This is a genomic window from Acinetobacter sp. SWBY1 (genome assembly GCF_002946595.1).
Taxonomy (GTDB): Bacteria; Pseudomonadota; Gammaproteobacteria; order Pseudomonadales; family Moraxellaceae; genus Acinetobacter; species Acinetobacter towneri.
This window is the reverse complement of the sequence record NZ_CP026616.1, coordinates 1602837-1625840: the sequence shown is the minus strand read 5'-3', so window position 1 is coordinate 1625840 and position 23004 is coordinate 1602837. Positions and strand designations below refer to the sequence as shown.

The 23004-nt window shown below is 43.3% G+C and carries 35 protein-coding genes and 1 pseudogene; 33 read left to right on the top strand and 3 right to left on the bottom strand.

The window, feature by feature from the left end; translation table 11 throughout:
• Positions 1–77 precede the first annotated feature (77 nt).
• Entirely contained in the window at positions 78–1661 is a 1584-nt protein-coding gene (locus C3Y93_RS07810) for a helicase HerA-like domain-containing protein (protein WP_104852586.1), read from the bottom strand.
• 60 nt (positions 1662–1721) lie between these two features.
• Positions 1722–2915, bottom strand: coding sequence for a PLP-dependent transferase (locus C3Y93_RS07805; RefSeq protein WP_104852585.1), 1194 nt, complete (start codon positions 2913–2915; stop codon positions 1722–1724).
• 160 nt (positions 2916–3075) lie between these two features.
• Here C3Y93_RS07805 and C3Y93_RS07800 point away from each other — a divergent pair, with 160 nt between their 5' ends.
• From C3Y93_RS07800 to C3Y93_RS07655, 30 genes and pseudogenes are all read left to right on the top strand, one after another.
• Positions 3076–3813 carry a type 1 glutamine amidotransferase gene (locus C3Y93_RS07800; RefSeq protein WP_104852584.1) on the top strand — a complete coding sequence of 246 codons (738 nt, stop codon included), beginning with the start codon at positions 3076–3078 and terminating at the stop codon, positions 3811–3813.
• Between the two features lie 278 nt (positions 3814–4091).
• The gene (rpsJ, locus tag C3Y93_RS07795; RefSeq protein WP_000070912.1) at positions 4092–4403 is read left to right on the top strand and encodes a 30S ribosomal protein S10; all 312 of its coding nucleotides are present in this window, start codon (positions 4092–4094) and stop codon (positions 4401–4403) included.
• A gap of 59 nt (positions 4404–4462) precedes the next feature.
• Positions 4463–5101 carry a 50S ribosomal protein L3 gene (rplC, locus tag C3Y93_RS07790; RefSeq protein ID WP_026438075.1) on the top strand — a complete coding sequence of 213 codons (639 nt, stop codon included), beginning with the start codon at positions 4463–4465 and terminating at the stop codon, positions 5099–5101.
• 11 nt (positions 5102–5112) lie between these two features.
• Positions 5113–5715, top strand: coding sequence for a 50S ribosomal protein L4 (rplD, locus tag C3Y93_RS07785; RefSeq protein WP_070153323.1), 603 nt, complete (start codon positions 5113–5115; stop codon positions 5713–5715).
• Positions 5712–6032, top strand: a complete 321-nt coding sequence (gene rplW / locus C3Y93_RS07780; RefSeq protein WP_004974703.1) for a 50S ribosomal protein L23 — start codon at positions 5712–5714, stop codon at positions 6030–6032. Before rplD ends, rplW begins: the two co-directional genes overlap by 4 nt.
• Before the next feature lie 11 nt (positions 6033–6043).
• On the top strand, positions 6044–6868 hold the full coding sequence (gene rplB, locus C3Y93_RS07775) for a 50S ribosomal protein L2 (RefSeq protein WP_004974706.1): 825 nt from the start codon (positions 6044–6046) through the stop codon (positions 6866–6868).
• A gap of 19 nt (positions 6869–6887) precedes the next feature.
• On the top strand, positions 6888–7163 hold the full coding sequence (gene rpsS / locus C3Y93_RS07770) for a 30S ribosomal protein S19 (RefSeq protein WP_004673001.1): 276 nt from the start codon (positions 6888–6890) through the stop codon (positions 7161–7163).
• Between the two features lie 11 nt (positions 7164–7174).
• On the top strand, positions 7175–7504 hold the full coding sequence (rplV, locus tag C3Y93_RS07765; protein ID WP_001982638.1) for a 50S ribosomal protein L22: 330 nt from the start codon (positions 7175–7177) through the stop codon (positions 7502–7504).
• A gap of 1 nt (position 7505) precedes the next feature.
• Positions 7506–8322, top strand: a pseudogene (rpsC, locus tag C3Y93_RS07760) (30S ribosomal protein S3).
• Positions 8262–8675: a 50S ribosomal protein L16 gene (gene rplP, locus C3Y93_RS07755; protein WP_004691317.1), complete on the top strand. Its 414-nt coding sequence runs from the start codon at positions 8262–8264 to the stop codon at positions 8673–8675. The pseudogene rpsC and the gene rplP overlap by 61 nt, the downstream one beginning before the upstream one ends.
• The gene (rpmC, locus tag C3Y93_RS07750) at positions 8675–8872 is read left to right on the top strand and encodes a 50S ribosomal protein L29 (RefSeq protein WP_004650482.1); all 198 of its coding nucleotides are present in this window, start codon (positions 8675–8677) and stop codon (positions 8870–8872) included. Before rplP ends, rpmC begins: the two co-directional genes overlap by 1 nt.
• Entirely contained in the window at positions 8869–9126 is a 258-nt protein-coding gene (rpsQ, locus tag C3Y93_RS07745; protein ID WP_004974714.1) for a 30S ribosomal protein S17, read from the top strand. Before rpmC ends, rpsQ begins: the two co-directional genes overlap by 4 nt.
• Before the next feature lie 91 nt (positions 9127–9217).
• Complete coding sequence (rplN, locus tag C3Y93_RS07740) at positions 9218–9586, top strand: 50S ribosomal protein L14 (RefSeq protein WP_001982634.1); 369 nt, start codon at positions 9218–9220, stop codon at positions 9584–9586.
• Positions 9587–9595: 9 nt separating this feature from the next.
• Positions 9596–9913, top strand: coding sequence for a 50S ribosomal protein L24 (gene rplX / locus C3Y93_RS07735; protein ID WP_004974717.1), 318 nt, complete (start codon positions 9596–9598; stop codon positions 9911–9913).
• 16 nt (positions 9914–9929) lie between these two features.
• On the top strand, positions 9930–10466 hold the full coding sequence (rplE, locus tag C3Y93_RS07730; protein ID WP_004974719.1) for a 50S ribosomal protein L5: 537 nt from the start codon (positions 9930–9932) through the stop codon (positions 10464–10466).
• A 9-nt stretch (positions 10467–10475) separates the two neighbouring features.
• Positions 10476–10781 (top strand): 30S ribosomal protein S14, encoded by a 306-nt coding sequence (rpsN, locus tag C3Y93_RS07725; protein ID WP_004825185.1) that lies wholly within the window; start codon positions 10476–10478, stop codon positions 10779–10781.
• 12 nt (positions 10782–10793) lie between these two features.
• Positions 10794–11189, top strand: coding sequence for a 30S ribosomal protein S8 (rpsH, locus tag C3Y93_RS07720; protein WP_004974720.1), 396 nt, complete (start codon positions 10794–10796; stop codon positions 11187–11189).
• Between the two features lie 16 nt (positions 11190–11205).
• A complete protein-coding gene (rplF, locus tag C3Y93_RS07715; RefSeq protein ID WP_004974722.1) occupies positions 11206–11739 on the top strand; it encodes a 50S ribosomal protein L6 in 534 nt (177 codons plus the stop codon).
• 14 nt (positions 11740–11753) lie between these two features.
• Positions 11754–12104, top strand: a complete 351-nt coding sequence (gene rplR, locus C3Y93_RS07710) for a 50S ribosomal protein L18 (protein WP_004281497.1) — start codon at positions 11754–11756, stop codon at positions 12102–12104.
• Between the two features lie 2 nt (positions 12105–12106).
• Complete coding sequence (gene rpsE / locus C3Y93_RS07705; protein WP_004974725.1) at positions 12107–12604, top strand: 30S ribosomal protein S5; 498 nt, start codon at positions 12107–12109, stop codon at positions 12602–12604.
• Positions 12605–12610: 6 nt separating this feature from the next.
• Entirely contained in the window at positions 12611–12787 is a 177-nt protein-coding gene (rpmD, locus tag C3Y93_RS07700) for a 50S ribosomal protein L30 (RefSeq protein WP_004786899.1), read from the top strand.
• Positions 12788–12790: 3 nt separating this feature from the next.
• The gene (gene rplO, locus C3Y93_RS07695; protein WP_004974728.1) at positions 12791–13231 is read left to right on the top strand and encodes a 50S ribosomal protein L15; all 441 of its coding nucleotides are present in this window, start codon (positions 12791–12793) and stop codon (positions 13229–13231) included.
• A 45-nt stretch (positions 13232–13276) separates the two neighbouring features.
• Positions 13277–14596 carry a preprotein translocase subunit SecY gene (secY, locus tag C3Y93_RS07690; protein WP_171257418.1) on the top strand — a complete coding sequence of 440 codons (1320 nt, stop codon included), beginning with the start codon at positions 13277–13279 and terminating at the stop codon, positions 14594–14596.
• A 20-nt stretch (positions 14597–14616) separates the two neighbouring features.
• A complete protein-coding gene (gene rpmJ / locus C3Y93_RS07685) occupies positions 14617–14733 on the top strand; it encodes a 50S ribosomal protein L36 (RefSeq protein WP_000867907.1) in 117 nt (38 codons plus the stop codon).
• A 107-nt stretch (positions 14734–14840) separates the two neighbouring features.
• On the top strand, positions 14841–15197 hold the full coding sequence (gene rpsM / locus C3Y93_RS07680) for a 30S ribosomal protein S13 (protein ID WP_004974734.1): 357 nt from the start codon (positions 14841–14843) through the stop codon (positions 15195–15197).
• Between the two features lie 19 nt (positions 15198–15216).
• Positions 15217–15603: a 30S ribosomal protein S11 gene (rpsK, locus tag C3Y93_RS07675; protein WP_001040166.1), complete on the top strand. Its 387-nt coding sequence runs from the start codon at positions 15217–15219 to the stop codon at positions 15601–15603.
• Positions 15604–15615: 12 nt separating this feature from the next.
• Positions 15616–16242 (top strand): 30S ribosomal protein S4, encoded by a 627-nt coding sequence (gene rpsD / locus C3Y93_RS07670; RefSeq protein ID WP_004974744.1) that lies wholly within the window; start codon positions 15616–15618, stop codon positions 16240–16242.
• Positions 16243–16259: 17 nt separating this feature from the next.
• Complete coding sequence (locus C3Y93_RS07665; RefSeq protein WP_004974745.1) at positions 16260–17267, top strand: DNA-directed RNA polymerase subunit alpha; 1008 nt, start codon at positions 16260–16262, stop codon at positions 17265–17267.
• Between the two features lie 18 nt (positions 17268–17285).
• Entirely contained in the window at positions 17286–17651 is a 366-nt protein-coding gene (rplQ, locus tag C3Y93_RS07660; protein ID WP_004974746.1) for a 50S ribosomal protein L17, read from the top strand.
• 201 nt (positions 17652–17852) lie between these two features.
• Positions 17853–19343 carry a flavin-containing monooxygenase gene (locus tag C3Y93_RS07655; RefSeq protein WP_104852583.1) on the top strand — a complete coding sequence of 497 codons (1491 nt, stop codon included), beginning with the start codon at positions 17853–17855 and terminating at the stop codon, positions 19341–19343.
• A gap of 75 nt (positions 19344–19418) precedes the next feature.
• Here the strand turns inward: C3Y93_RS07655 and C3Y93_RS07650 are convergent, their stop codons facing one another.
• The gene (locus C3Y93_RS07650; RefSeq protein WP_104852582.1) at positions 19419–20591 is read right to left on the bottom strand and encodes an acyl-CoA dehydrogenase family protein; all 1173 of its coding nucleotides are present in this window, start codon (positions 20589–20591) and stop codon (positions 19419–19421) included.
• A gap of 185 nt (positions 20592–20776) precedes the next feature.
• On the opposite strand from C3Y93_RS07650, the gene C3Y93_RS07645 reads away from it, so the two are divergent.
• The 3 genes from C3Y93_RS07645 (at position 20777) to C3Y93_RS07635 (ending at position 22941) form a co-directional block, all read left to right on the top strand.
• Complete coding sequence (locus C3Y93_RS07645) at positions 20777–21034, top strand: succinate dehydrogenase assembly factor 2 (RefSeq protein ID WP_004974752.1); 258 nt, start codon at positions 20777–20779, stop codon at positions 21032–21034.
• The gene (locus C3Y93_RS07640; protein ID WP_096901367.1) at positions 21027–21449 is read left to right on the top strand and encodes a protein YgfX; all 423 of its coding nucleotides are present in this window, start codon (positions 21027–21029) and stop codon (positions 21447–21449) included. Before C3Y93_RS07645 ends, C3Y93_RS07640 begins: the two co-directional genes overlap by 8 nt.
• 445 nt (positions 21450–21894) lie before the next feature.
• The gene (locus tag C3Y93_RS07635) at positions 21895–22941 is read left to right on the top strand and encodes a hypothetical protein (protein ID WP_004974758.1); all 1047 of its coding nucleotides are present in this window, start codon (positions 21895–21897) and stop codon (positions 22939–22941) included.
• Positions 22942–23004: the final 63 nt, after the last annotated feature.

The following is a 23004-nucleotide window of genomic DNA, read 5'->3' as shown; positions in this document are numbered from 1 at the left end:
GTTTTTAAGTGTTCATTCAGGTTTTGGGTGGTGCATCCATGAATGAAATTTATACAAACCTCATCGTTTATAACATGCTATTTCTTACCAAATAATGACCCTAACAAACCTCGTACAATTTTCTGCCCAGTAGAACCGCCTAAGCTACGTGCTGCACTTTTGGCAAAGGTTCCCACAATATCCTGAGTCAGTTTTTCACGCTGTTTGGCAGCGCGTTCTACTTCTTTTTGCTGTTCACGGGCTAGACGCTCTTGCTCGCGCGCTTGTTGTTTGGCGAGTGCTTCGGCTTCTTTAGTCTCTTGCTTGGCGCGAGCTTCAGCTTCCTTGGCTTCAATTTTTGCTTGTTCTGCTGCTGCCGCTTGTTGCTGACGTTGCTCAACTTTTTGTTGCAGCATTTCATAAGCACTTTCACGATCTAGCTGCTGCTCATACACGCCTGCAATGACACTTTGGCTGATACAGGCTTGTCGTTCTTCTGTGCTGATTGGGCTAAACGATGAGTAGGGCGGCATTACCCAAGCACGTTCTACAATTTGCGGTGTGCCTTGTTCATCTAAGCAGCTAATTAAGGCTTCACCTACCGCAAGTTCGGTAATGGCTTGTTCAACTTTAAAATCTGGGTTAGCGCGGAATGTATCTGCGGCAGTTTTTACTGCTTTTTGGTCTTTGGGTGTAAAAGCACGTAAGGCATGCTGAACGCGGTTACCCAATTGTCCCAATACGCTTTCAGGCAAGTCCAGCGGGTTTTGGGTCACAAAATAAATCCCCACGCCTTTAGAGCGAATCAGGCGTACCACTTGCTCAATTTTTTCTTGCAGGGCTTTGCTGGCATTGTCAAATAACAAGTGTGCTTCATCAAAAAAGAACACCAGTTTTGGCTTGTCCATATCGCCCACTTCAGGCAATTGTTCAAACAGTTCCGATAACATCCATAATAAAAAGGTGGCGTACAGTTTTGGTGTGTTCATGAGTTTGTCTGCAGCCAAGACATTAATATTGCCGCGTCCCTGACTATCGGTCTGAATAAAATCCAAAATATCCAAACTCGGCTCACCAAAGAATTTGTCACCGCCCTGATCGGCTAAAGCCAGTAAATTACGCTGAATTGCACCTAAACTGGCTGGAGAAAGATTGCCATACTCGGCTTTAAATTCACTGGCATGTTCACTGACATAGGTCAGCATGGCTTTTAAATCTTTAAAATCGATCAGCAATAAACCCTGATCATCGGCAATACGGAATACCGCAGACAACACACCCTCTTGGGTGTCATTCAAGTTCAGCATTTGCGCCAATAATAATGGGCCAATTTCAGAAATGGTGGTGCGAATCGGGTGGCCTTGTTCGGCAAATAAGTCCCAAAACACTACAGGTGATGCAGCAAATGGAATACTTTCAATGCCTAAGCTTTGAATACGTGCTTCAAACTTAGGACTGCTGCTACCTGCTTTGGCAAGACTAGATACATCACCTTTAGCATCGGCCAAAAATACAGGCACGCCAATGCGGGAAAAGTTTTCTGCTAAGACTTTAAGCGTGACAGTTTTACCTGTACCTGTTGCCCCTGCAATTAACCCATGGCGGTTGGCAAATTGAGAATGTAAAACCACATCTTGTTGAACATCGGCAGTTTTTTTAGCAATGACGATGGCTGTACTCATATTTTATCCTTAATCTGTCACTATTATTAAAATTGAAAGTATTGACGTCAGACCTAATTTTTAGGGATTGGGCAAATGCTGCAAGGCTTGCTGAATATCTTGAATTAAATCTGCAGGATGTTCTAGCCCAATACAAAAACGCACTAATAATCCCTCAGCCAAGTGAGAGTGCGCTAGGGTACGCATGGAATTGAGACCGTAAAGCATCACCAAGCTTACAGGGCCGCCCCAGCTAAAGCCGAGCTTAAATAAAGATAAAGCATCGCAGAATTGACGTACAGCGGCTAAATCATATTCAGGCTTAAAAATTACGCTAACCAAACCTGCACTGTGCCCATCGCGACAAATTTCTTTCCAATACACATGCCCTGCAGATGTGGCATCGGCAGGATGCAACACCTGAGCAAATTGCGGTTGTACTTTTAGCCAGTTGAGTAAATCAATCGTACTTTTTGCTTGGTGCTCATAACGTAGTTGCATAGATGCCAGACTGCGCTGAACTTGTGCAACATCATCGCCCGACACACAAATGCCTTGAATTGCATGCATACGGAATAATTGATGATGCAAATGCTGATCGCGTGTCACCACCGACCCCATTAAAATATCGCCACCACCACTTGGGTATTTGGTCAAGGCATGCACGCTGATATCGATACTTAAATGTTCATCACCAAAGTCGAAAGCATTAAATGCTAAGCCCGCACCCCAGGTATTATCTAAAGCGGTGAGGATATTCTGTGCCTTGGCTTTTTTGACTAAAGCGGTGAGGTCAGGAAACTCCAGTGTGACGGAGCCTGCTGCTTCCAGCCAAATGAGTTTGGCTTTTTCAGAGGGTTGAAAGCTTGTGGCATCAATCGGGTTATACACCTGAACTGTAATGCCGTAACGCTGCTCTAAATTACGCAAATGCTCCATGTTAGGGCCGTAAATATTGTCGGCCACCCAAACTTCATCGCCATAACTTAAAAAACAGGAATTGACCAAATTGATTGCAGACAAGCCGCTAGGCGCCAGTAAGCAATATTGCCCGCCTTCTATTTGTGCAATCTGATCACCAAGCGTAAAGGTGGTGGGTGTGCCATGCGTACCATAACTATAGTCATAAGCGTCGGTCCAATGGCGGTTAAATAAGGCATCGGTGTTTTCAAAAATAATGGTCGATGCACGAAATAGGGGAGGTTGTACACTCGAAATATATTGTGGGGCACGTCTTGGTGCATGAATTAAAGCAGTTTGAGCATTTTTTTTCACAGGTTCACTCAGGTAAATCAGTCTGTATTGGCTTTAGCTTAAGAGAAACACAGACTTTAGGCTATAAAAAAGCGGAACTGTTTAAAAATACAACATGACTGTTGAAGTTGGCGCTATTTTTGCAGAAGCTCAGGGGTAGACATGAGAAAGGGTGAGTAAAATGCAAGCGCCATTAAGAGTGCATTATTTTCAGCACATTGCTGGAGAAGGGTTCGGAAGTTGCTATTCCTATTTAAAGCAGATGCAGGCACAAATCAGTGCAACAGAATTTTTTGCCTTGCCGCCAGAACAAAATATCGAAATTGAAGCCTTGCCACGGGTAGAAGATGTCGATTTGTTGATAGTGATGGGTGGTGCCATGAGTGTAAACGATGAGGCCAATTTCCCATGGTTGAAAATAGAAAAACGCTGGATTCGTCGCTATTTGTCTTTGGGTAAGCCTGCAATTGGCTTGTGTCTGGGGGGACAATTAATTGCCAACGCACTTGGCGCAGCAGTCAGTCGTAATCCTGAACAAGAACGTGGTTGGCATGATGTGTATAAGGTCAGCGATGTACCTGCTTCCTGTTTTGAGTTGCCTGACCAAATTAAGGTGATGCAATGGCACGGTGAAACCTTTGAACTGCCTAAAGGTGCTATACGCTTAGCAACTAACCCCGTTTGTACCAATCAGCTCTATCAAATAGGCAACCATGTCCTCGGTTTTCAGTTCCATCCTGAAATCACCCCACAGGTACTGCAACTGTTTTTAGATAATGATGCGGAGAAAAATATCTTTTCTGGCGCGTATGTACAAGCGGCCGATGAATTGAAACGCAGCACAAGTCGTCAGTTTCAGCCGGGTAATCAATTACTAAATCGAGCAATTGATTATTTACTCGCACAAACAAACACTTGAGAGCTAATGGCTGGAATTGATCTATCATTAAATTGGTAGAACATGAAAAATAAAGCAATAAAGGCTAAAAGGGATTTGCTTATGCATTAAACAATCGTTATAATGGGCGACCCTTTATGCAAGGGGGTTAACTGCGAAGAAAGTAGTTAACATCGTGACAGTCGTGGCATCGATCATGACCTTAGTGATAATTCACTGCCTTTGACACTTGCCTTAAATTAGTGGGGTGAGATGCGTCAAGGGTGATTCTTTATATATTTGGCTTGGAGTTAACTGGTATGTCTAACCAGAGAATTCGTATCCGTTTGAAGTCTTTTGATCATCGTCTGATCGATCAATCTGCTCAAGAAATCGTAGAAACCGCTAAGCGTACTGGCGCACAAGTTTGTGGTCCAATCCCGATGCCAACTCGCATCGAACGCTTCAACGTTTTAACATCACCACACGTAAACAAAGATGCGCGCGACCAGTATGAAATCCGTACTTACAAGCGTTTGATCGACATCGTTCAACCTACAGATAAAACTGTTGATGCGTTGATGAAATTAGATCTAGCAGCTGGTGTTGATGTTCAGATTGCATTGGGTTAAGGCTTTCGGTTAATTAACACTCTAAGTTAATTAGGCCGCTTTTTTAGAGGTTTATGCACATGGCTATTGGTTTAGTCGGTCGCAAGTGCGGTATGACCCGTATCTTTACAGATGCTGGTGTTTCTGTACCTGTTACAGTGATTGAGGTTGATCCTAACCGCATCACTCAAATCAAAACGCTTGAAACAGATGGTTATCAAGCAATTCAGGTTACTACTGGTGAACGTCGCGAATCTCGCGTAACTAACGCTCAGAAAGGTCACTTCGCTAAAGCGGGTGTTGCTGCTGGTCGTTTAGTTCAAGAATTTCGTGCTACAGAAGCTGACCTTGAAGGTCGTGAAGTTGGCGGAACTATCGGTGTAGATTTGTTCACAGTAGGTCAGATCGTTGACGTTACTGGTCAGTCTAAAGGTAAGGGTTTCCAAGGTGGTGTTAAGCGTTGGAACTTCCGTACTCAAGACGCTACTCACGGTAACTCTGTTTCTCACCGTGTTCTAGGTTCTACAGGTCAAAACCAGACTCCTGGTCGCGTATTCAAAGGCAAAAAAATGGCTGGCCATTTAGGTGCTGAACGCGTAACTGTACAGGGTCTTGAAATTGTATCTATCGACACAGAGCGTTCAGTTCTTGTTGTTAAAGGTGCGATTCCTGGTGCGACTGGTGGTGACGTAACTGTACGTCCTACGATCAAGGCTTGAGGGGAAATAACGTGAATTTAAATACTGTTTCCGGCTCTGCTGTTGAGTTATCTGAAGTTGCGTTCGGTCGTGAATTCAATGAAGCACTTGTACACCAAGTTGTTACAGCTTACTTAGCTGGTGGTCGTCAAGGCTCTAAAGCTCAGAAATCACGTGCAGACGTTTCTGGCGGTGGTAAAAAACCATTCCGTCAAAAAGGTACTGGCCGCGCTCGTGCTGGTTCTATTCGTAGCCCAATCTGGGTTGGTGGTGGTAAAACTTTTGCTGCTCGTCCACAAGATTGGTCTCAAAAAGTTAACCGCAAAATGTACCGCGGTGCAATGCAATGTATCTTAGCTGAACTTGTTCGCCAAGATCGTCTTGTATTGGTTGAAGAGTTTGCTGTTGAAGCTCCTAAAACTAAAGAGTTGCTTGCAAAACTTAACGACTTGAATGCAACTCGCGCATTGATCGTAACTGAAGCTGTAGATGAGAATCTATATCTTGCAGCGCGTAACCTTCCACACGTTGATGTGGTTGATGCTACTGCAATCGATCCTGTTAGCTTGATCGCGTTCGACAAAGTTGTCATGTCTGTTGCTGCTGCTAAGAAAATTGAGGTAGAACTCGGATGAACAACGAACGTTTATATCAAGTCCTACAAGGACCTGTATTTTCAGAAAAAGCACAAGTTTTAGGTGAAACTGCTGGTGTTCAAGTATTCAAAGTTGCATTAAATGCAAACAAACTTGAAATCAAAAAAGCAGTTGAGCAATTATTTGGTGTGGAAGTTGTTAAAGTTAACACGACTATCACTAAAGGTAAGACTAAGCGCTTTGGTCGTACATTGGGACGCCGTTCTGATGTTAAAAAAGCATACGTCACCCTGAAAGCTGGCCAAGATGTTGAAATGGCTGACTTGGGCGATACCGCTGAAAGCGCAGCGGAATAAGGACGAAATTTATGCCGATTCAAAAATGTAAGCCAACGTCTCCAGGACGTCGCTTTGTAGAGAAAGTCGTTCACGACCATCTTCACAAAGGTGCGCCTTATGCGCCGTTGGTAGAAGCTAAAAAACGTACTGGTGGTCGTAACAACAACGGTCACATTACTACACGTCACGTTGGTGGTGGTCATAAGCAACACTACCGTATCGTAGACTTCAAACGTAACAAAGATGGCATTCCTGCTGTTGTAGAGCGTATTGAATACGATCCAAACCGTACTGCACACATCGCATTGTTGAAGTATGCTGACGGTGAACGTCGTTATATCATTGCGCCTAAAGGTTTACGTGCTGGTGATCAAGTTCAATCTGGTAACGATGCTCCAATTCGTCCAGGTAACTGCTTACCACTTCGTAACATGCCTATCGGTGCTACTCTTCACAACATCGAACTTAAAATCGGTAAAGGCGCGCAATTAGCTCGTTCTGCTGGTACTTCAGTTCAATTGTTGGGTCGTGACGGTTCATACGCAATCGTTCGTCTACGTTCAGGCGAAATGCGTAAAGTGCACGTTGAATGCCGCGCTGTGTTAGGTGAAGTATCTAACTCAGAAAGCAACCTACGTTCACTTGGTAAAGCAGGTGCTTCGCGCTGGCGTGGTGTTCGTCCTACCGTTCGTGGTATGGCGATGAACCCGGTTGATCACCCACACGGTGGTGGTGAAGGGCGTACTAAAGGTATTCAACCTGTAAGCCCATGGGGTCAAAAAGCTAAAGGGTACAAGACACGTACCAACAAGCGTACGACTAAGATGATTATTCGCGACCGTCGCGTTAAGTAACAAGTAAAGGAATCTGACAATGCCTCGTTCTCTGAAAAAAGGCCCATTCGTCGATGCGCACTTGTTCGCTAAGGTTGAAGCGGCAATCGCGGCTAATAACCGTAAGCCGATCAAAACTTGGTCGCGTCGTTCGATGATCCTCCCAGATTTTGTTGGTTTAACAATTTCTGTTCACAATGGTCGTAACCATGTTCCAGTGATTATCTCTGAACATATGGTTGGTCATAAACTCGGTGAATTCGCGCCAACTCGTACCTATCGTGGTCACGGTGTTGACAAGAAGTCTAAACGTTAATAGGTGCTATGATGGAAGTAACTGCTAAATTACGCGGTGCCGCTATCTCGGCACAAAAAGCACGTTTGGTTGCAGATCTTATCCGCGGCAAATCTGTTGCGCATGCACTTAACATTTTAAACTTCAGCAACAAAAAAGCTGCTGTTTTAGTTAAGAAAGCATTGGAATCTGCAATTGCAAATGCTGAACACAATAACAGTTTAGATGTAGACGATTTGAAAGTATCTACGATTTACGTTGATGAAGGCATGAGCCTTAAACGTATTATGCCACGTGCGAAAGGCCGTGCAGATCGTATTACTAAGCGTACTTGTCACATCACCGTTAAGGTAGGGGTTTGATATGGGTCAGAAGGTTCATCCAATCGGTATCCGCCTAGGTGTTGTGAAACGTCATAACGCTAACTGGTATGCGAATCCGAAACAATACGCTGAATACTTGCTTAAAGACCTTCAAGTTCGTGAGTTTTTAACTAAAAAACTTAAGAACGCAATGGTAAGCAATATTCTTATCGAACGTCCAACGGGTGCTGCTAAAGTAACAATTAGCACTGCGCGTCCTGGTATCGTAATCGGTAAAAAAGGCGAAGACATTGAGAAATTACAACGCGAATTAACATCTATTATGGGTGTTCCTGCGCAAGTAAGCATCAACGAAATTGACCGTCCAGACTTAGATGCTCGTTTAGTTGCTGAAGCAATCGCTTCTCAATTAGAAAAGCGTGTAATGTTCCGTCGTGCTATGAAGCGTGCGGTACAGAACTCTATGCGTGCTGGTGCTAAAGGTATCAAAGTTGAAGTTTCTGGTCGTTTAGGTGGTGCAGAGATTGCACGTACTGAATGGTATCGTGAAGGTCGTGTACCTTTGCATACACTTCGTGCGGACATCGACTATGCAACTATGCGTGCTGAAACTACTTACGGTACGATTGGCGTTAAAGTTTGGGTATTCCGTGGTGAAATCTTGGGTGGCATGAAACAAGTCATGAACCCAGCACCTGCTGAAGAACGTCCAGCTAAACGCGGTCGCGGTCGTGGTGAAGGTCAAGAGCGTCGTGGTCGTCGCAATGATCGTTCTGCTGAAAAAGGAGAATAATCCATGTTGCAACCTAAACGTACTAAATTCCGTAAGGTGCAAAAAGGCCGTAACACTGGCTTAGCGCACCGTGGTAGCTCAGTATCTTTCGGTACTATCGCTCTTAAATCAGTTGAACGTGGTCAAATGACTGCGCGTCAAATTGAAGCGGCACGTCGTACAATCAGCCGTCGTATTAAGCGTGGTGGTAAGATCTTTATCCGTGTATTCCCAGACAAACCAATTACTTCTAAGCCTCTTGAAGTGCGTATGGGTAAAGGTAAAGGTTCTGTGGAATATTGGGTTTGTCAAATCAAACCAGGTAAAGTCTTGTACGAAATTGATGGTGTGAACGAAGAATTGGCACGTGAAGCATTTACGCTTGCTGCTGCTAAACTTCCGTTTAAAACCACTATCGTGACTCGGACGGTAATGTAATGAAAACTAAAGATCTACGTGAAAAGTCGGTAGAAGAGTTGACAGCTTTGCTTGATGAGCAACAGCTTAACCAATTCCGTCTTCGTATGGCGAAAGCAACTGGTCAATTGGGTAAATCGCATGAAGTTGCGCTTACTCGTAAAACTATTGCACGCATCAAGACCCTCCTTACCGAAAAACAGGGGAACGGGCAATGAGTCAAAATACAGTCCGCACGTTAACTGGCAAAGTTGTAAGCGACAAAATGGAAAAATCTATTGTTGTCCTTATTGAACGCCAAGTTCAACACCCGTTGTATGGCAAATTGATTCGCCGTTCAACCAAATTACACGCTCATGATGAGAACAATACCGCCAAGATTGGTGATGTTGTAACCATCAAAGAAAGCCGCCCAATGTCTAAAACTAAGTCATGGACTTTAGTTGAAGTTGTTGAAGCTGCTGCTGAGTAATTAACGTTCTTGTTGCATCATCGGTCAATTTCGAGTACTCTTTGAGCCTTTCGAAATTGTGACCGGTGATGCTCGGTTTTGGAGTAGGGCAATGATTCAAACCGAAACGATGCTTGACGTAGCTGACAACAGTGGTGCTCGCCGCGTACAATGTATTAAAGTACTAGGTGGTTCACATCGTCGTTATGCTTCTGTTGGCGACATTATTAAAGTTACTGTAAAAGAAGCTATTCCACGCGCACGTGTTAAAAAAGGTGACGTGATGAATGCTGTTGTTGTACGTACAAAGTTCGGTATTCGTCGTCCAGACGGTTCTGTGATCCGTTTTGATGATAACGCTGCTGTTATTTTGAATAACAACAAAGCACCGATTGCAACTCGTATTTTCGGACCAGTGACTCGTGAACTTCGTACTGAACAGTTCATGAAAATCATTTCATTGGCTCCTGAAGTTCTATAAGAGGCAATCATGGCTAAGATTAAAAAAGGCGATCAAGTAATTGTGATCGCAGGTAAAGAAAAAGGCAAACAGGGTACTGTTCTGTCAGTTTCTAATGACCGTGTTAAGGTCGAAGGTCTTAACTTGGTTAAGAAGCACCAGAAGCCAAACCGTGCTACGGGCGCTGAAGGCGGTATCGTAACGCAGGAAGCTTCGCTTCATATCTCAAACGTGGCAATTTTTAATGCTACAACCCAAAAGGCTGACCGTGTTGGTTACCAAACGATTGATGGCGTGAAAACTCGCGTTTATAAATCGAATGGTGAATCAGTGGCGGTGGCGAAGTAATAGGTTGAAATAGGCAATGGCCAGACTTAAAACACGTTACAACGACGAACTTAAGGCTCAATTACAAGAACAATTGGGCGTTAAGAATGTGATGGAGATCCCTCGCATCACTAAAATTACCATCAACATGGGTGTTGGTGCTGCAGCTGCTGACAAGAAATTGTTAGATGGCGCTCTTTCTGATATGCAAGCTATTGCTGGTCAAAAACCAGTTTTAACATTAGCTCGTAAATCAATCGCTGGTTTTAAAATCCGTGATGGTTGGCCGATTGGTTGTAAAGTTACTTTACGCGGCGAACGTATGTACGAATTCTTAGACCGTTTGATCTCTATCGCGATCCCTCGTATCCGTGACTTCCGTGGTTTCTCTTCGAAATCATTCGATGGTCGTGGTAACTACTCTATGGGTCTCAAGGAACAAATCATGTTCCCTGAAATCGATTTCGATAAGATTGATCAAATTCGTGGTATGGACATCACCATCACTACGACTGCTCGCACCGATGACGAAGGCCGTGCGCTTATGCGTGCATTCGGCTTCCCGTTCAAATAAGAGGTCGATATGGCTAAGAAAGGTATGATTAATCGCGAATTGAAACGCGAAGCTACTGTTGCGAAATACGCTGCAAAACGTGCTGAATTAAAAGCAACGATTGCAAACGTAAATGCAAGCGACGAAGAGCGTTTCGAAGCGATGATGAAGTTACAAGCATTACCACGTAATGCGTCTCCAGTACGTCTTCGTAACCGTTGTGGTTTAACTGGTCGTCCTCATGGTTACTTCCGTAAGTTCGGTTTAAGCCGTAACAAATTACGTGACACAGTAATGCAAGGTGATGTACCGGGCGTTGTTAAGGCAAGCTGGTAAGGAGCACTATAAATGAGTATGCAAGATACCGTTGCCGACATGCTAACGCGTGTTCGTAACGCCCAAATGGCAAAGAAACAAACTGTTTCTATGCCTAATTCTAAGTTGAAGGTTGCTATTGCAAACGTACTTCAACAAGAAGGTTATATTGCAAATGTAGAAGTGGCTGACAACGAAGGCAAACCTACATTAACGATTACTTTAAAATACTATGAAGGCAAACCAGTTATCGAAACTGTGAAACGCGTAAGCCGTCCAGGTCTACGTCAGTATCGCGGTAAAGATGCACTTCCAAGCGTTAAGCAAGGTTTAGGTATTGCAATCGTTTCTACAAGCAAAGGCATCATGACTGATCGCGCTGCACGTGCTGCAGGTATCGGTGGTGAAGTTATTGCTTTTGTTTCTTAATAATAGGTGATTCCTCATGTCTCGTGTGGCTAAAGCCCCAGTAACTGTACCTAACGGTGTTACAGTTACTCAGAACGGCCGGCAGGTCGAAGTGAAAGGCAGCAAAGGTACATTGTCTTTCAACCTGCATGCGCTGGTCGAGCTAAAACAGGAAGACGGTATTTTAGCTATTGCTCCTAAAGCTGAGTCGAAAGACGCTTGGATGCAAGCTGGTACTGCTCGCGCTGTGCTTAACAACCTTGTAAAAGGTGTGAGCGAAGGCTTCGAACGTAAGTTGCAATTGATTGGTGTTGGTTATAAAGCTGCGGTAAAAGGTAACGTTGTTAACCTTAACCTTGGTTTTTCACACCCAATCGATTACACCCTTCCTGAAGGTGTGACTGCAGAAACTCCAACTGCAACTGAAATTATCCTTAAATCTGCTGATAAAGCAGCTTTAGGTCAAGTTGCTGCGGATATCCGTGGATACCGTCCACCAGAGCCATATAAAGGTAAAGGTGTTCGTTATTCGGATGAAGTTGTTCTTCGTAAAGAAGCTAAGAAGAAATAAGGCGCGAGGTTCTTATGAACGAAAAGAAACAATCCCGTTTGCGTCGTGCGAAAAGCACACGCTTGCACATCCGTGCATTGGGTGCGACTCGTTTGTGTGTAAACCGCACGCCGCGTCACATCTATGCTCAAGTTATTTCAGCAGATGGTGGCAAAGTTTTAGCGCAAGCTTCAACTTTAGATGCTACTTTACGTGCTGGTACAACTGGTAACGTTGAAGCAGCTCAAAAAGTAGGTGCTTTAATTGCAGAACGCGCGAAAGCAGCTGGCGTAACTAAAGTTGCGTTTGACCGTTCTGGTTTTAAATATCATGGTCGTATCAAAGCCTTGGCTGATGCTGCTCGTGAAAACGGCTTGGAGTTCTAATCATGGCTAAAGTTGAACAAAACGAAGGTCTTGTTGAAAAGCTGGTTGCCGTTGATCGCGTAGCCAAAGTTGTTAAAGGTGGTCGTATCTTCTCTTTCACAGCATTAACTGTTGTGGGTGATGGTAATGGTCGCGTGGGTTTTGGTCGTGGTAAAGCACGTGAAGTTCCAGCTGCTATTTCTAAAGCACTTGAAGCTGCACGTCGTAACATGATCACTATCGAATTGGCAGATGGTACTTTACAACACCCGATTCATGCGCGTCATGGTGCAAGCCGTGTTTACATGCAACCAGCATCTGAAGGTACTGGTGTAATTGCGGGTGGTTCTATGCGTGCAGTTTTAGAAGCTGCAGGTGTACGTAACGTATTGACTAAATGCCGTGGTTCTACTAACGCTGCAAACGTAGTGAACGCAACTTTTAACGGTTTGCGTGACATGACAACTCCTGAAAAGGTTGCTGCGAAACGTGGTCTTTCAGTAGAACAAATTCAAGGGTAATCAATCATGAAAACGATTAAAGTTACCCAGACTAAATCTGCATCGCACCGCTTGAAAAATCACAAGCTTAGCCTTAAAGGTTTAGGTCTGCGTCGTATTGGTCATACTGTAGAAGTGCAAGATACGCCTTCTAACCGTGGTATGATCAACCAAGTCTACTATATGGTTAGTGTAGAGGAATAAGCCATGACTCTGCGTTTAAATGAACTTGCACCTGCAGAAGGTGCTAAGCGTGAAGCCCGTCGTCTAGGCCGTGGTATCGGTTCTGGCGTTGGTAAGACTGGTGGTCGTGGTATCAAAGGTCAAAACTCACGTAAGAGCGGTGGTACACGTCCTGGATTCGAAGGTGGTCAAACTGCGTTATATCGTCGTTTACCTAAATTCGGTTTCACTAGCCAAATCGCTTTGAAAACTGCTGAAGTACGTTTATCTGAGCTTGCTAAAGTGGAAGGCGACATCGTTAGCCTTGAAACTTTAAAAGCAGCGAACGTTGTACGTAAAGATATGGCTCGTGCTCGTATCGTACTTTCTGGTGAAATTACTCGCGCATTCACTATTCAAGGTGTTGCTGTGACTAAAGGCGCTAAAGCTGCTGTTGAAGCGGCTGGCGGTAAAGTCGAGGAGTAATCCCCAGTGTCTATGTCTCCTAGTTCTTCAGGTCATGTTCACATGATGAAAGGCCAACCATTTCACGTGAAATACCGTGAAATTATACGCCGAATGATGTTTCTCATTGGTGCGTTATTGGTATTTCGACTAGGAGCGCATATTCCAGTACCAGGCATTAATAATGCCGCACTTGAACAATTGTTTAATGCAAACCAAGGTACAATCCTTGGTTTGTTTAACATGTTTTCGGGTGGTGCATTAGAGCGGATGTCGATTCTTGCTTTAGGGATCATGCCATACATTTCTGCTTCGATTATCGTACAGTTGATGTCTACCGTGGTTCCTTCGCTTGAAGCTTTGAAAAAAGAAGGCGAGCAAGGTAAACGCAAAATTAATCAATATACGCGCCAAGGCACATTGTTTCTTGCACTTGTGCAAGCGATTGGGATGTGTGCAGGTCTGATTGGTCAAGGTATTACCTTAACGTCAGGTCTGGCTTTTTACGTTCCAGCTGTTACCTCTTTGGTTGCAGGCACAATGTTCCTAATGTGGTTGGGTGAACAAATTACCGAACGCGGAGTGGGCAATGGTATTTCCATGATCATTTTCGCAGGTATTGTTGCAGGCTTGCCTAATTTAATTATGCAATCCTTCACATCTATTGATAGTGGCCAGTCAAGCCTGATTGGTTTGGCAATTTTTGGTTTATTGTCTTTGGGTGTACTTGCAGCAATTGTGTTTATTGAGAAGGCGCAGCGTCGTATTCCAGTAAACTATGCCCAAAAACAACAAGGTCGTCGTGTATTTACTGCTCAGCAAACGCATTTGCCATTAAAAATTAATATGGCAGGTGTGATTCCAGCAATTTTTGCCAGTTCATTGCTTTTGTTCCCAGCGAGCTTAGGTCAATGGGTCGGCAGTGCGGACCCTAATGCTGGATTAATCAAGCGTAGTCTACAAGACTTGGCATTGGTATTGTCGCCTGGACAACCGTTGTATTTGGTGCTCTTTGGTGCGTTAATTATCTTTTTCTGTTACTTCTACACTGCGCTGGTTTTCAGCCCTAAAGAAGTTTCGGAAAACTTGAAACGCAGCGGAGCTTATGTGCCTGGTATTCGCCCAGGTGAGCAAACTGCTCGTTACTTAGATCATATTCTCAGTCGTTTGACCTTTATTGGCGCGATTTACATCACTGTAGTCTGCTTAATGCCGATGATTCTACAAAGCTCATTTGGAATTCCATTTAGCTTAGGTGGTACATCATTATTAATCGTTGTAGTGGTTGTGATGGACTTTATGGCTCAGCTTCAAGCACATCTCACCTCGCACCAGTACGATAATCAAACGTTAATGAGAAAAACGACTGCTCATCCTAAGGGATAAGCGCACTTAGAGGTTTCATCATGAAAGTACAAGCTTCTGTAAAGAAAATTTGTGGTAGCTGCAAAGTTATCCGTCGTAATGGGGTTATTCGCGTAATTTGCAGCGCAGAACCTCGTCATAAGCAGCGTCAAGGTTAATTTGATTAAGACCTGTTGATTTCAGTAGGCTAATTAGGTTATTATCCGCCCCTCAAGATTTTTGTGGGGCGGTTGATTATCTTAACTGCCTTTTTGGAGAAAATTGAATGGCTCGTATTGCCGGTGTAAACATTCCGGATAACAAGCACGCTGTTATCTCTCTCACTTATATCTTTGGTATTGGTCGCCACACTGCTAAGACTATCTTAGCTGCTGCTGGTATCGCACCAACAACAAAGATCCGTGAATTAGATGACGCTCAGCTTGATGCGATTCGTGCAGAAGTTGCTAAGGTTCCGACCGAAGGTGACTTACGTCGCGAAATTTCCATGAACATTAAACGTTTAATGGATTTAGGCTGCTACCGCGGTCTTCGTCATCGTCGCAGCTTGCCTGTCCGTGGTCAACGCACCAAAACTAACGCACGTACCCGTAAAGGTCCGCGCAAACCGATTAAGAAATAAGATTTCTGGAAGCTAAAAGATGGCTAAAGATACTCGCACACGCAAGAAGGTCACTCGTACCGTCTCTGAGGGTGTTGCACACATTCACGCTTCTTTTAATAACACCATTGTGACCATTACCGATCGTCAAGGTAATGCACTGGCTTGGGCTACCTCAGGTGGACAAGGCTTCCGTGGATCACGTAAATCAACTCCGTTCGCTGCTCAGGTAGCTGCTGAAGTTGCTGGTAAAGCTGCTTTAGATTACGGTTTGAAAAACTTGGACGTCCTTGTTAAAGGTCCTGGTCCAGGTCGTGAGTCTGCGGTTCGTGCATTAGGTGCAGTGGGTTATAAAATTAACAGCATTACCGATGTGACTCCAATCCCTCACAACGGTTGCCGTCCACCTAAAAAACGTCGCGTGTAAGGAGAAACATTCATGGCTCGTTATATTGGTCCAAAATGCAAACTCTCTCGCCGCGAAGGGACAGACCTGCAACTAAAATCTGGCGTTAAACCATTTGACGTCAAAACTAAAAAACACGCTAAAGCTCCTGGCCAACATGGCGGGGCTCGTGGTGGTAAGCAATCTGAGTACTCACTACAATTACGTGAAAAACAAAAAGTACGTCGTATGTACGGTGTTTTAGAGCGTCAATTTAGTAACTACTATAAAGAAGCTGCTCGTGTGAAAGGCGCAACAGGTGAGAACTTGTTGAAATTGCTCGAAAGCCGTCTTGATAACGTTGTTTATCGCATGGGTTTTGGTTCTACACGTGCAGAAGCTCGTCAGCTTGTATCTCACCGTAGCATTACTTTAAATGGTCGTCGTGTTAACATTGCGTCTATTCAAGTTAAAGCTGGTGATGTAATTGCAGTTCACGAAGGTGCAAAACAACAATTACGTATTAAAAACGCAATTGAATTGGCTGCTCAACGTGGTATCCCTTCATGGATGGAAGTTGACCATTCTAAATTTGAAGGTACGTTTAAAGCTGCACCAGATCGTTCTGATTTACCTGCTGAAATCAACGAAAGCTTGATTGTAGAATTGTATTCTAAATAATCCTTGAGGTAGCAATAATGACGCGTACTGCAAATGAGTTTCTTACTCCGCAAGCGATCAAGGTCGAAGCGGCAAGCGGGACCTCGGCAAAAGTTATTCTAGAACCATTAGAGCGTGGCTTTGGTCACACTCTTGGTAATGCTTTACGTCGCATCCTTCTTTCTTCTTTACCTGGCGCAGCTGTGGTAGAAGTTGAAATTGAAGGTGTCGAGCACGAGTACAGTACTTTGGAAGGCTTGCAGCAGGACATCGTCGAGCTCTTGCTGAACCTGAAAGGATTGTCTATTAAGCTGTTCGATCAAAATGAAGCTTATTTGACATTGGAAAAACAAGGTCCAGGCGATGTAACTGCTGCAGACCTTCGTTTACCGCATAATGTTGAAGTGGTTAACCCTGAACACTTGATTGGCACTTTAAGTGCTACAGGCAATTTAAAAATGCGCCTGAAAGTTGCTCAAGGTCGTGGTTATGAAACATCTGATTCACGTTTCCCAGAAGGCGAAACTCGCCCTGTAGGTCGTTTGCAGTTAGATGCTTCTTATAGCCCAATCAAACGTGTGTCTTACATCGTAGAAAATGCGCGTGTAGAACAACGTACTGACCTTGACAAGTTGATCATTGATCTTGAAACCAATGGTACAGTTGATCCAGAAGAAGCGATCCGCAAAGCGGCAACAATCTTGCAACAACAAATTGCAATTTTTGTTGATCTTCAGAAAGATCAAGCTCCTGTTGCTCAAGAGCCTCGTGAAGAAGTTGACCCAATCTTGCTTCGTCCAGTAGATGATCTAGAGCTTACTGTTCGTTCTGCTAACTGTTTGAAAGCAGAAAATATTTACTACATTGGTGATCTTGTACAGCGTACTGAGGTTGAGCTACTTAAAACGCCTAACTTGGGTAAAAAATCGCTTACAGAGATCAAAGATGTTCTGGCTTCTAAAGGCTTACAGCTCGGCATGCGTTTAGAGAACTGGCCACCGGCTAGTCTCCGTATGGACGATCGTTTCGCCTATCGTAGCCGTTAATTAAGTAGGACTATCACCATGCGTCATCGTAATAGTGGTGTGAAATTAGGCCGTACAAGCAGCCATCGCAAAGCGATGTTCCAAAACTTGGCTAATTCTTTGTTCGAACACGAGTTAATCAAAACAACTGTTCCTAAAGCAAAAGAATTACGTCGTGTTGCTGAGCCTTTAATCACTTTAGCTAAAAACGATACAGTAGCAAACCGTCGTTTAGCGTTTGCTCGTACTCGTTCAGCAGCAACTGTTGGTAAATTATTTACCGTTCTTGGCCCTCGTTACAAAGAGCGTAACGGCGGTTATCTACGTGTTCTTAAAGCGGGCTTCCGTGCGGGTGATGCTGCACCGATGGCTTACGTTGAGCTTGTAGATCGCGAAGTTAAATAATTTCGCCAAGAATAACGCACGTTGTTCAGAAAAAGACCGGTTTTACCGGTCTTTTTTTATGAAAAAAATATATTGAATCTCAATAAATGATGAAATTGTCCCGAATTGATATAAATTTTAGTAACTTTTGCTAAACTTGACATTGTGTATTGTCAAATTTATGCTTTAATAAAAAACATCATTCAAGCTGGACAATAAAACATGGATAAGCAGGTTGATATATTAATTATTGGGGCAGGGATTTCGGGCATTGGTGTAGCAGCACATTTAAGTCAAAACTGCCCACAGCGTTCTTTTGAAATTATTGAGCGTCGTCAAAGTTTTGGTGGCACTTGGGATTTATTCCAATATCCGGGCATTCGTTCAGATTCGGATATGTCGACTTTTGGTTATAATTTTAAGCCTTGGAAAAAAACCAATGTACTTGCCGATGGCGCATCTATCAAAGACTATCTAGAAGAAGTCATTCAAGAAAAAGCCTTACACTCAAAAATTCATTTTCAGCATCGTGTGTTATCTGCCAATTATGACTCTCAAACACGTAAGTGGACGTTACGTATAGAAAATGCAGTGCAACAGATTGAAACTTGGGTGGCTAATTTTGTTTTAGGTTGCACAGGCTATTACAATTACGATCAAGGTTTTCAGCCTGACTTTCCGAATCAGCAGGCGTTTAAAGGCACATTTATCCACCCTCAGCATTGGCCTGAAAATTTAGATTATCGTGGTAAAAAGGTCTTAATTATTGGTAGTGGTGCAACCGCCATTACCTTAGTCCCTGCCATGTCGAAAGGTGGTGCAGCGCATGTCACCATGCTGCAACGCTCACCGACATATATTGCTTCAGTGCCTGCAATGGATTTTGTTTATCAGCAAATGCGTAAAGTTTTGCCTGAAGATGTTGCTTACAAAATCACGCGCGCACGTAATATTGGCATGCAACGCGCAATTTATGCTTTAGCACAAAAACAGCCGAAATTACTGCGGACTTTGTTGCTGAAATCTATCCAAATGCAGCTCAAAGGCAAGGTGGATATGAAGCATTTCACGCCACATTATAATCCGTGGGATCAGCGTTTATGTGTTGTGCCTGATGGTGATTTATTTAAGATTTTACGCGAAGGGCATGCCTCGATTGAAACTGATCAAATTGCAAGTTTTACTGAAACAGGTGTGCAATTAAAATCAGGTAAGCATCTGGATGCCGATATTATTGTCTCTGCCACTGGTTTGAATATTCAGATTCTAGGTGGTATTCAAGCCACAATTGATGGTGTGCCTTTAGACACTTCGAAGCACATGCTATATCAAGGTGTGATGATCAGCGATGTACCGAATATGGCGATGATTATTGGCTATATTAATGCCTCTTGGACGCTTAAAGTGGATGTGGCTGCGGATTATATTTGTCGTTTGCTCAATTATATGGATCGACAAGGTTATGACGAGGTAATTCCTCAAGGTGACAAAACAGAGTTATTGGAAGATACGGTGATGGGCAGTTTGAGTTCGGGCTATATCGCGCGTGCTGCTGATGTGATGCCAAAGCAAGGCAAACATGCGCCATGGCGAGTGACCAACAATTACTTAGAAGATCGCAAAACTTTAAAACAAGCAAGTTTTGAAGATGGTATTTTAAAATTCAAACAAGCTGTGCCTGCACAGCAGCGTAAACCTAAATTAGTGTCTTAAATCGTTGGGTGCAAAAATAATATGGCACAAGAAATTTAAAATTGCTTGCGCCATTTACATGTTGAGGTGGAAATTTTATAAAGAACGTGAAATCAGCTCTTTCATAATTTCATTGGTGCCTGCATAAATACGATTGGCCCGATTGTCTAAGTAAGCACGTGCAATTGGATACTCAAGCATATAGCCATAACCACCATGCAGTTGTAGACATTCATCCACCACTTTGGAGTACATCTCTGAAATTTTATATTTGGCGGCCGCTGCAGCTTCAACACTGAGCTGATCTTGAAGTTGTAACTGCATACATTGATCTAAAAAAGCTCGACAGAAATCAATTTCGGTGCGTAATTCTGCCAGTTTAAAGCGCGTATTTTGAAAGCTATGAATACTTTTGCCAAAGGCTTGACGTTGCTGAGTATATTGCAGTGTATGTGCAAAAGCAGCTTCTGCACCTGCTTGGCAAATAATCGCGACAATTAAGCGTTCCCAAGCCAGTTCTTTCATCAGCATGATAAAGCCCATGCCTTCTGCACCCAATAAATTGCTGCGAGGCACGCGGACATTATCAAAAAATAATTCGCAAGTGTCCTGACCTTTCATACCAATTTTATTCAGTGGTTTGCCTTTGCTAAATCCCGCACGGTCTGCTTCTACCAATATTAAAGACAGATTGGCTGAACCTTTGTCTGTGTTCGCTGTTTTACATACCACAATCGCCATGTCGCACAAATAGCCGTTGGTAATAAAAATTTTAGAACCATTAATCACGTATTCATCGCCATCCAATACCGCAGAGGTACGCACAGCTTGTAAGTCTGAACCTGTACCAGGTTCGGTCATGGCAATCGCGGTTATCACTTCGCCTGTGGCCATGCGGGGTAACCAGTGTTGTTTTTGTTCAGTTGTGCCAAAGTTATTAATGTAATTGGCGACAATATCTGAATGCAGTGAAAAACCGGTAGCACTGTCACCTGCATAGGCTTGTTCTTCAATCAAAATCATGCTGTATAAGCGGTCTACCCCTGAACCTGCATATTCTTCAGGCATGGTGCTACACAGCAAACCCAAAGTACCTGCTTTACGCCATAGCTCACGGTCTACATGCTGCTGCGCTTCAAATTTTTCAGTATGGGGGATGACTTCCTGCAAATAGAATTTTCGTACCAAATCACGAAAACTGTCGTGTTCAGCACTGAATAAGGTGCGCGGTAACATATTGGCAATGGGGCGAATTGCGGCAGATTGCATGGTTTTATCTTCCTGATGTTGTTATTTTGAATTCACCTTAGAAGAATTTATAGGGGGCAACAAGGTGCAAAGGTTTCAATTGCAAATGAAAGATGATGCTTTTGGTCAATGCTGCATAAAAGTCATCGAAACTTTAAAAGGGGTCGGTTAAACTAGCCTGAGTTTAATTTTAATGGGGAAACCGCATGAGTGATGACATCAGCTTAGAAGAACGCAAAGTGATTTACCGTGCCCGTCGTGGTTTAAAGGAAATTGATGTCTATTTTGACCCGTATGTGAAAAATCATTATTTGACTGCCAGTGCGGAAGAAAAACAAATGTTTGCCGATTTGGTTGAGCAGGAAGACCCAGATTTATTGGATTGGTTTATGGAAGTGTCTGAGCCACCACGTCCTGAGTTGAAAGATTTTATCCGTAAACTAAAGCATTATGTGCATGGCTAAGCAGCAGTTTCAGCTGAAACCTAGTGTCATCGCAATAGTGTTTCAGCTGATGATCGCTCTACTCATCGTTTGGCTTTTACTACAAGTGTTAAAGCCATGGCTTAGCGTTGTATGTATTGTCATTATGGGCTGGACATATTTTAAATTTGTTCGTGCAAACCGAATTGTTGGTTTAGATCAATTAGATGACCGTGAATGGTCAATTTCCTATCTCGCGCCTCGTGTAGTATCACAACAGATTAAAAGCACAGCTCGCCAAATTGAAATTCAGCGTGTGCAACTGCGTCAAGTGATAGATCATCAAATTTATATCGTCATGGAATTTCAGCAAGCCTTTAAACCTCTGGTGATTTGGTGTGATCAGGTTTCCAAGGCGGAATGGAAGGCTCTAAAAGTATTGGCGAAAATGCTCTAATTTACAGACAGCTGTATATTTTTATAATAATAAAAAACTATAAGTATCATAAAGATAAAATTATCATCTATTTTTCGCGTCCTGATCAGTCATTTTATATTGGCATAAAAGATTACACATATCCCTATTTTCAGTTATATTCATTCCAGACAAGTGTAGATCAATACAAATCAGATTCCTGAAATGTGCAGATTTAAATTTAGTCGAAAGATTTTTTAAGATAAGCCCGAATTGGGCATCAGTTAATAAGTAGCATGTGCTGAACCGTCGCAATGCTACTTTTTTTTGCCTAAATTTTGTCGGATGACAGATTTCAGTCAATTTTAGTCACTTTAAAACATGGCAAAGTTATCCATCTGAAGCAGCAAGTAGACGCTTTTATTCAGATATTGCTTCTGCTATGTTTGTTGCAATGGACATAAACACAATTATAGAGGACAGGAAAATGTCGCAAGTCCAAAAAATAGGCCAGGGTGTGGCCGTATTTGCAATCACAAGTTTATTATTATCAGGTTGTTCACAAGTGATCAAAACAGGTGCCAATGTCGCACTTGGATTTACTGAAAAACATATTGTGCCGCCAATTTTAGCGATGGAAGATGCTGAAATGGTGTGTAATTCTGGTAATTCCTTAACCCCTGCCATTATGGCGACTAAAGATATGGGCGCAGACCCAACCCGTGTTGCGGTACTAATGTATTCGGCTGCGGGTATTTGTGCCGAAGAAAAAGCTTTGGATGCTGAATTGCGTTATTTACGTGCAGCAAAAGCAGGGCAAGTAGGCGAAGCGCAAGATGCGCGGATTCAACAAAAGCGTTGGGCGGCTTTGGCTGCACAGCGTCAATACACAGGCTATCAACTGTTTCAGCATCGTTGGGAAAAGAAATATCGGAAACCTTTGGGCGAAGGTTGTCCAAAAATGAACAGTGATATTGACCAAACCGTGTATATGTTGGGGATGTTGAGCGGCTTGCAAGCCATGACCAATGATATTAATTCAGGCGGGGCAGTGCATGTGCCTAAAGACATTGCTGCGATTGTTGAACGTGGCATGACCTGTTTAAATAATGAAAAATTCTGGGGTGCACCAGAGGCAACACGTGCCGTAATTTGGACTTTGCTTCCGGGTGCGGGAGATGGCAAACCTGATCCGTATCAAACCTTAAAGCAGTCGATGCAAATTGGTGAAAATAAAGGGGTGCGTTTATCACACGCTTTATATGCGGTTGCTGCCCAAGCCAGTGGTGAAGATGCCAAAATCCGCGATGCACTCAAAGCCTTTTCTAATGCACGCAGTGACGAAAAACCTGTAAATCCACAATTTAAATTGATTGATGCCATGGCAGGAAGCATGGTACAAGGAATTTCAGACCGTTACTGGACTGAACATACAGGTGTGCGTACTGGTGATCAGCAACGTTTCTGGGATGAACAAGATGATTCATCTGAATTAGATGATTTATTTAATGAGGATACGGCAGCTCAATTGTAAAAATATCAAGATTGCCCAATTCAATATAGACAAGAAGTTTTAGGATTGGGCAATCCGTTTGCC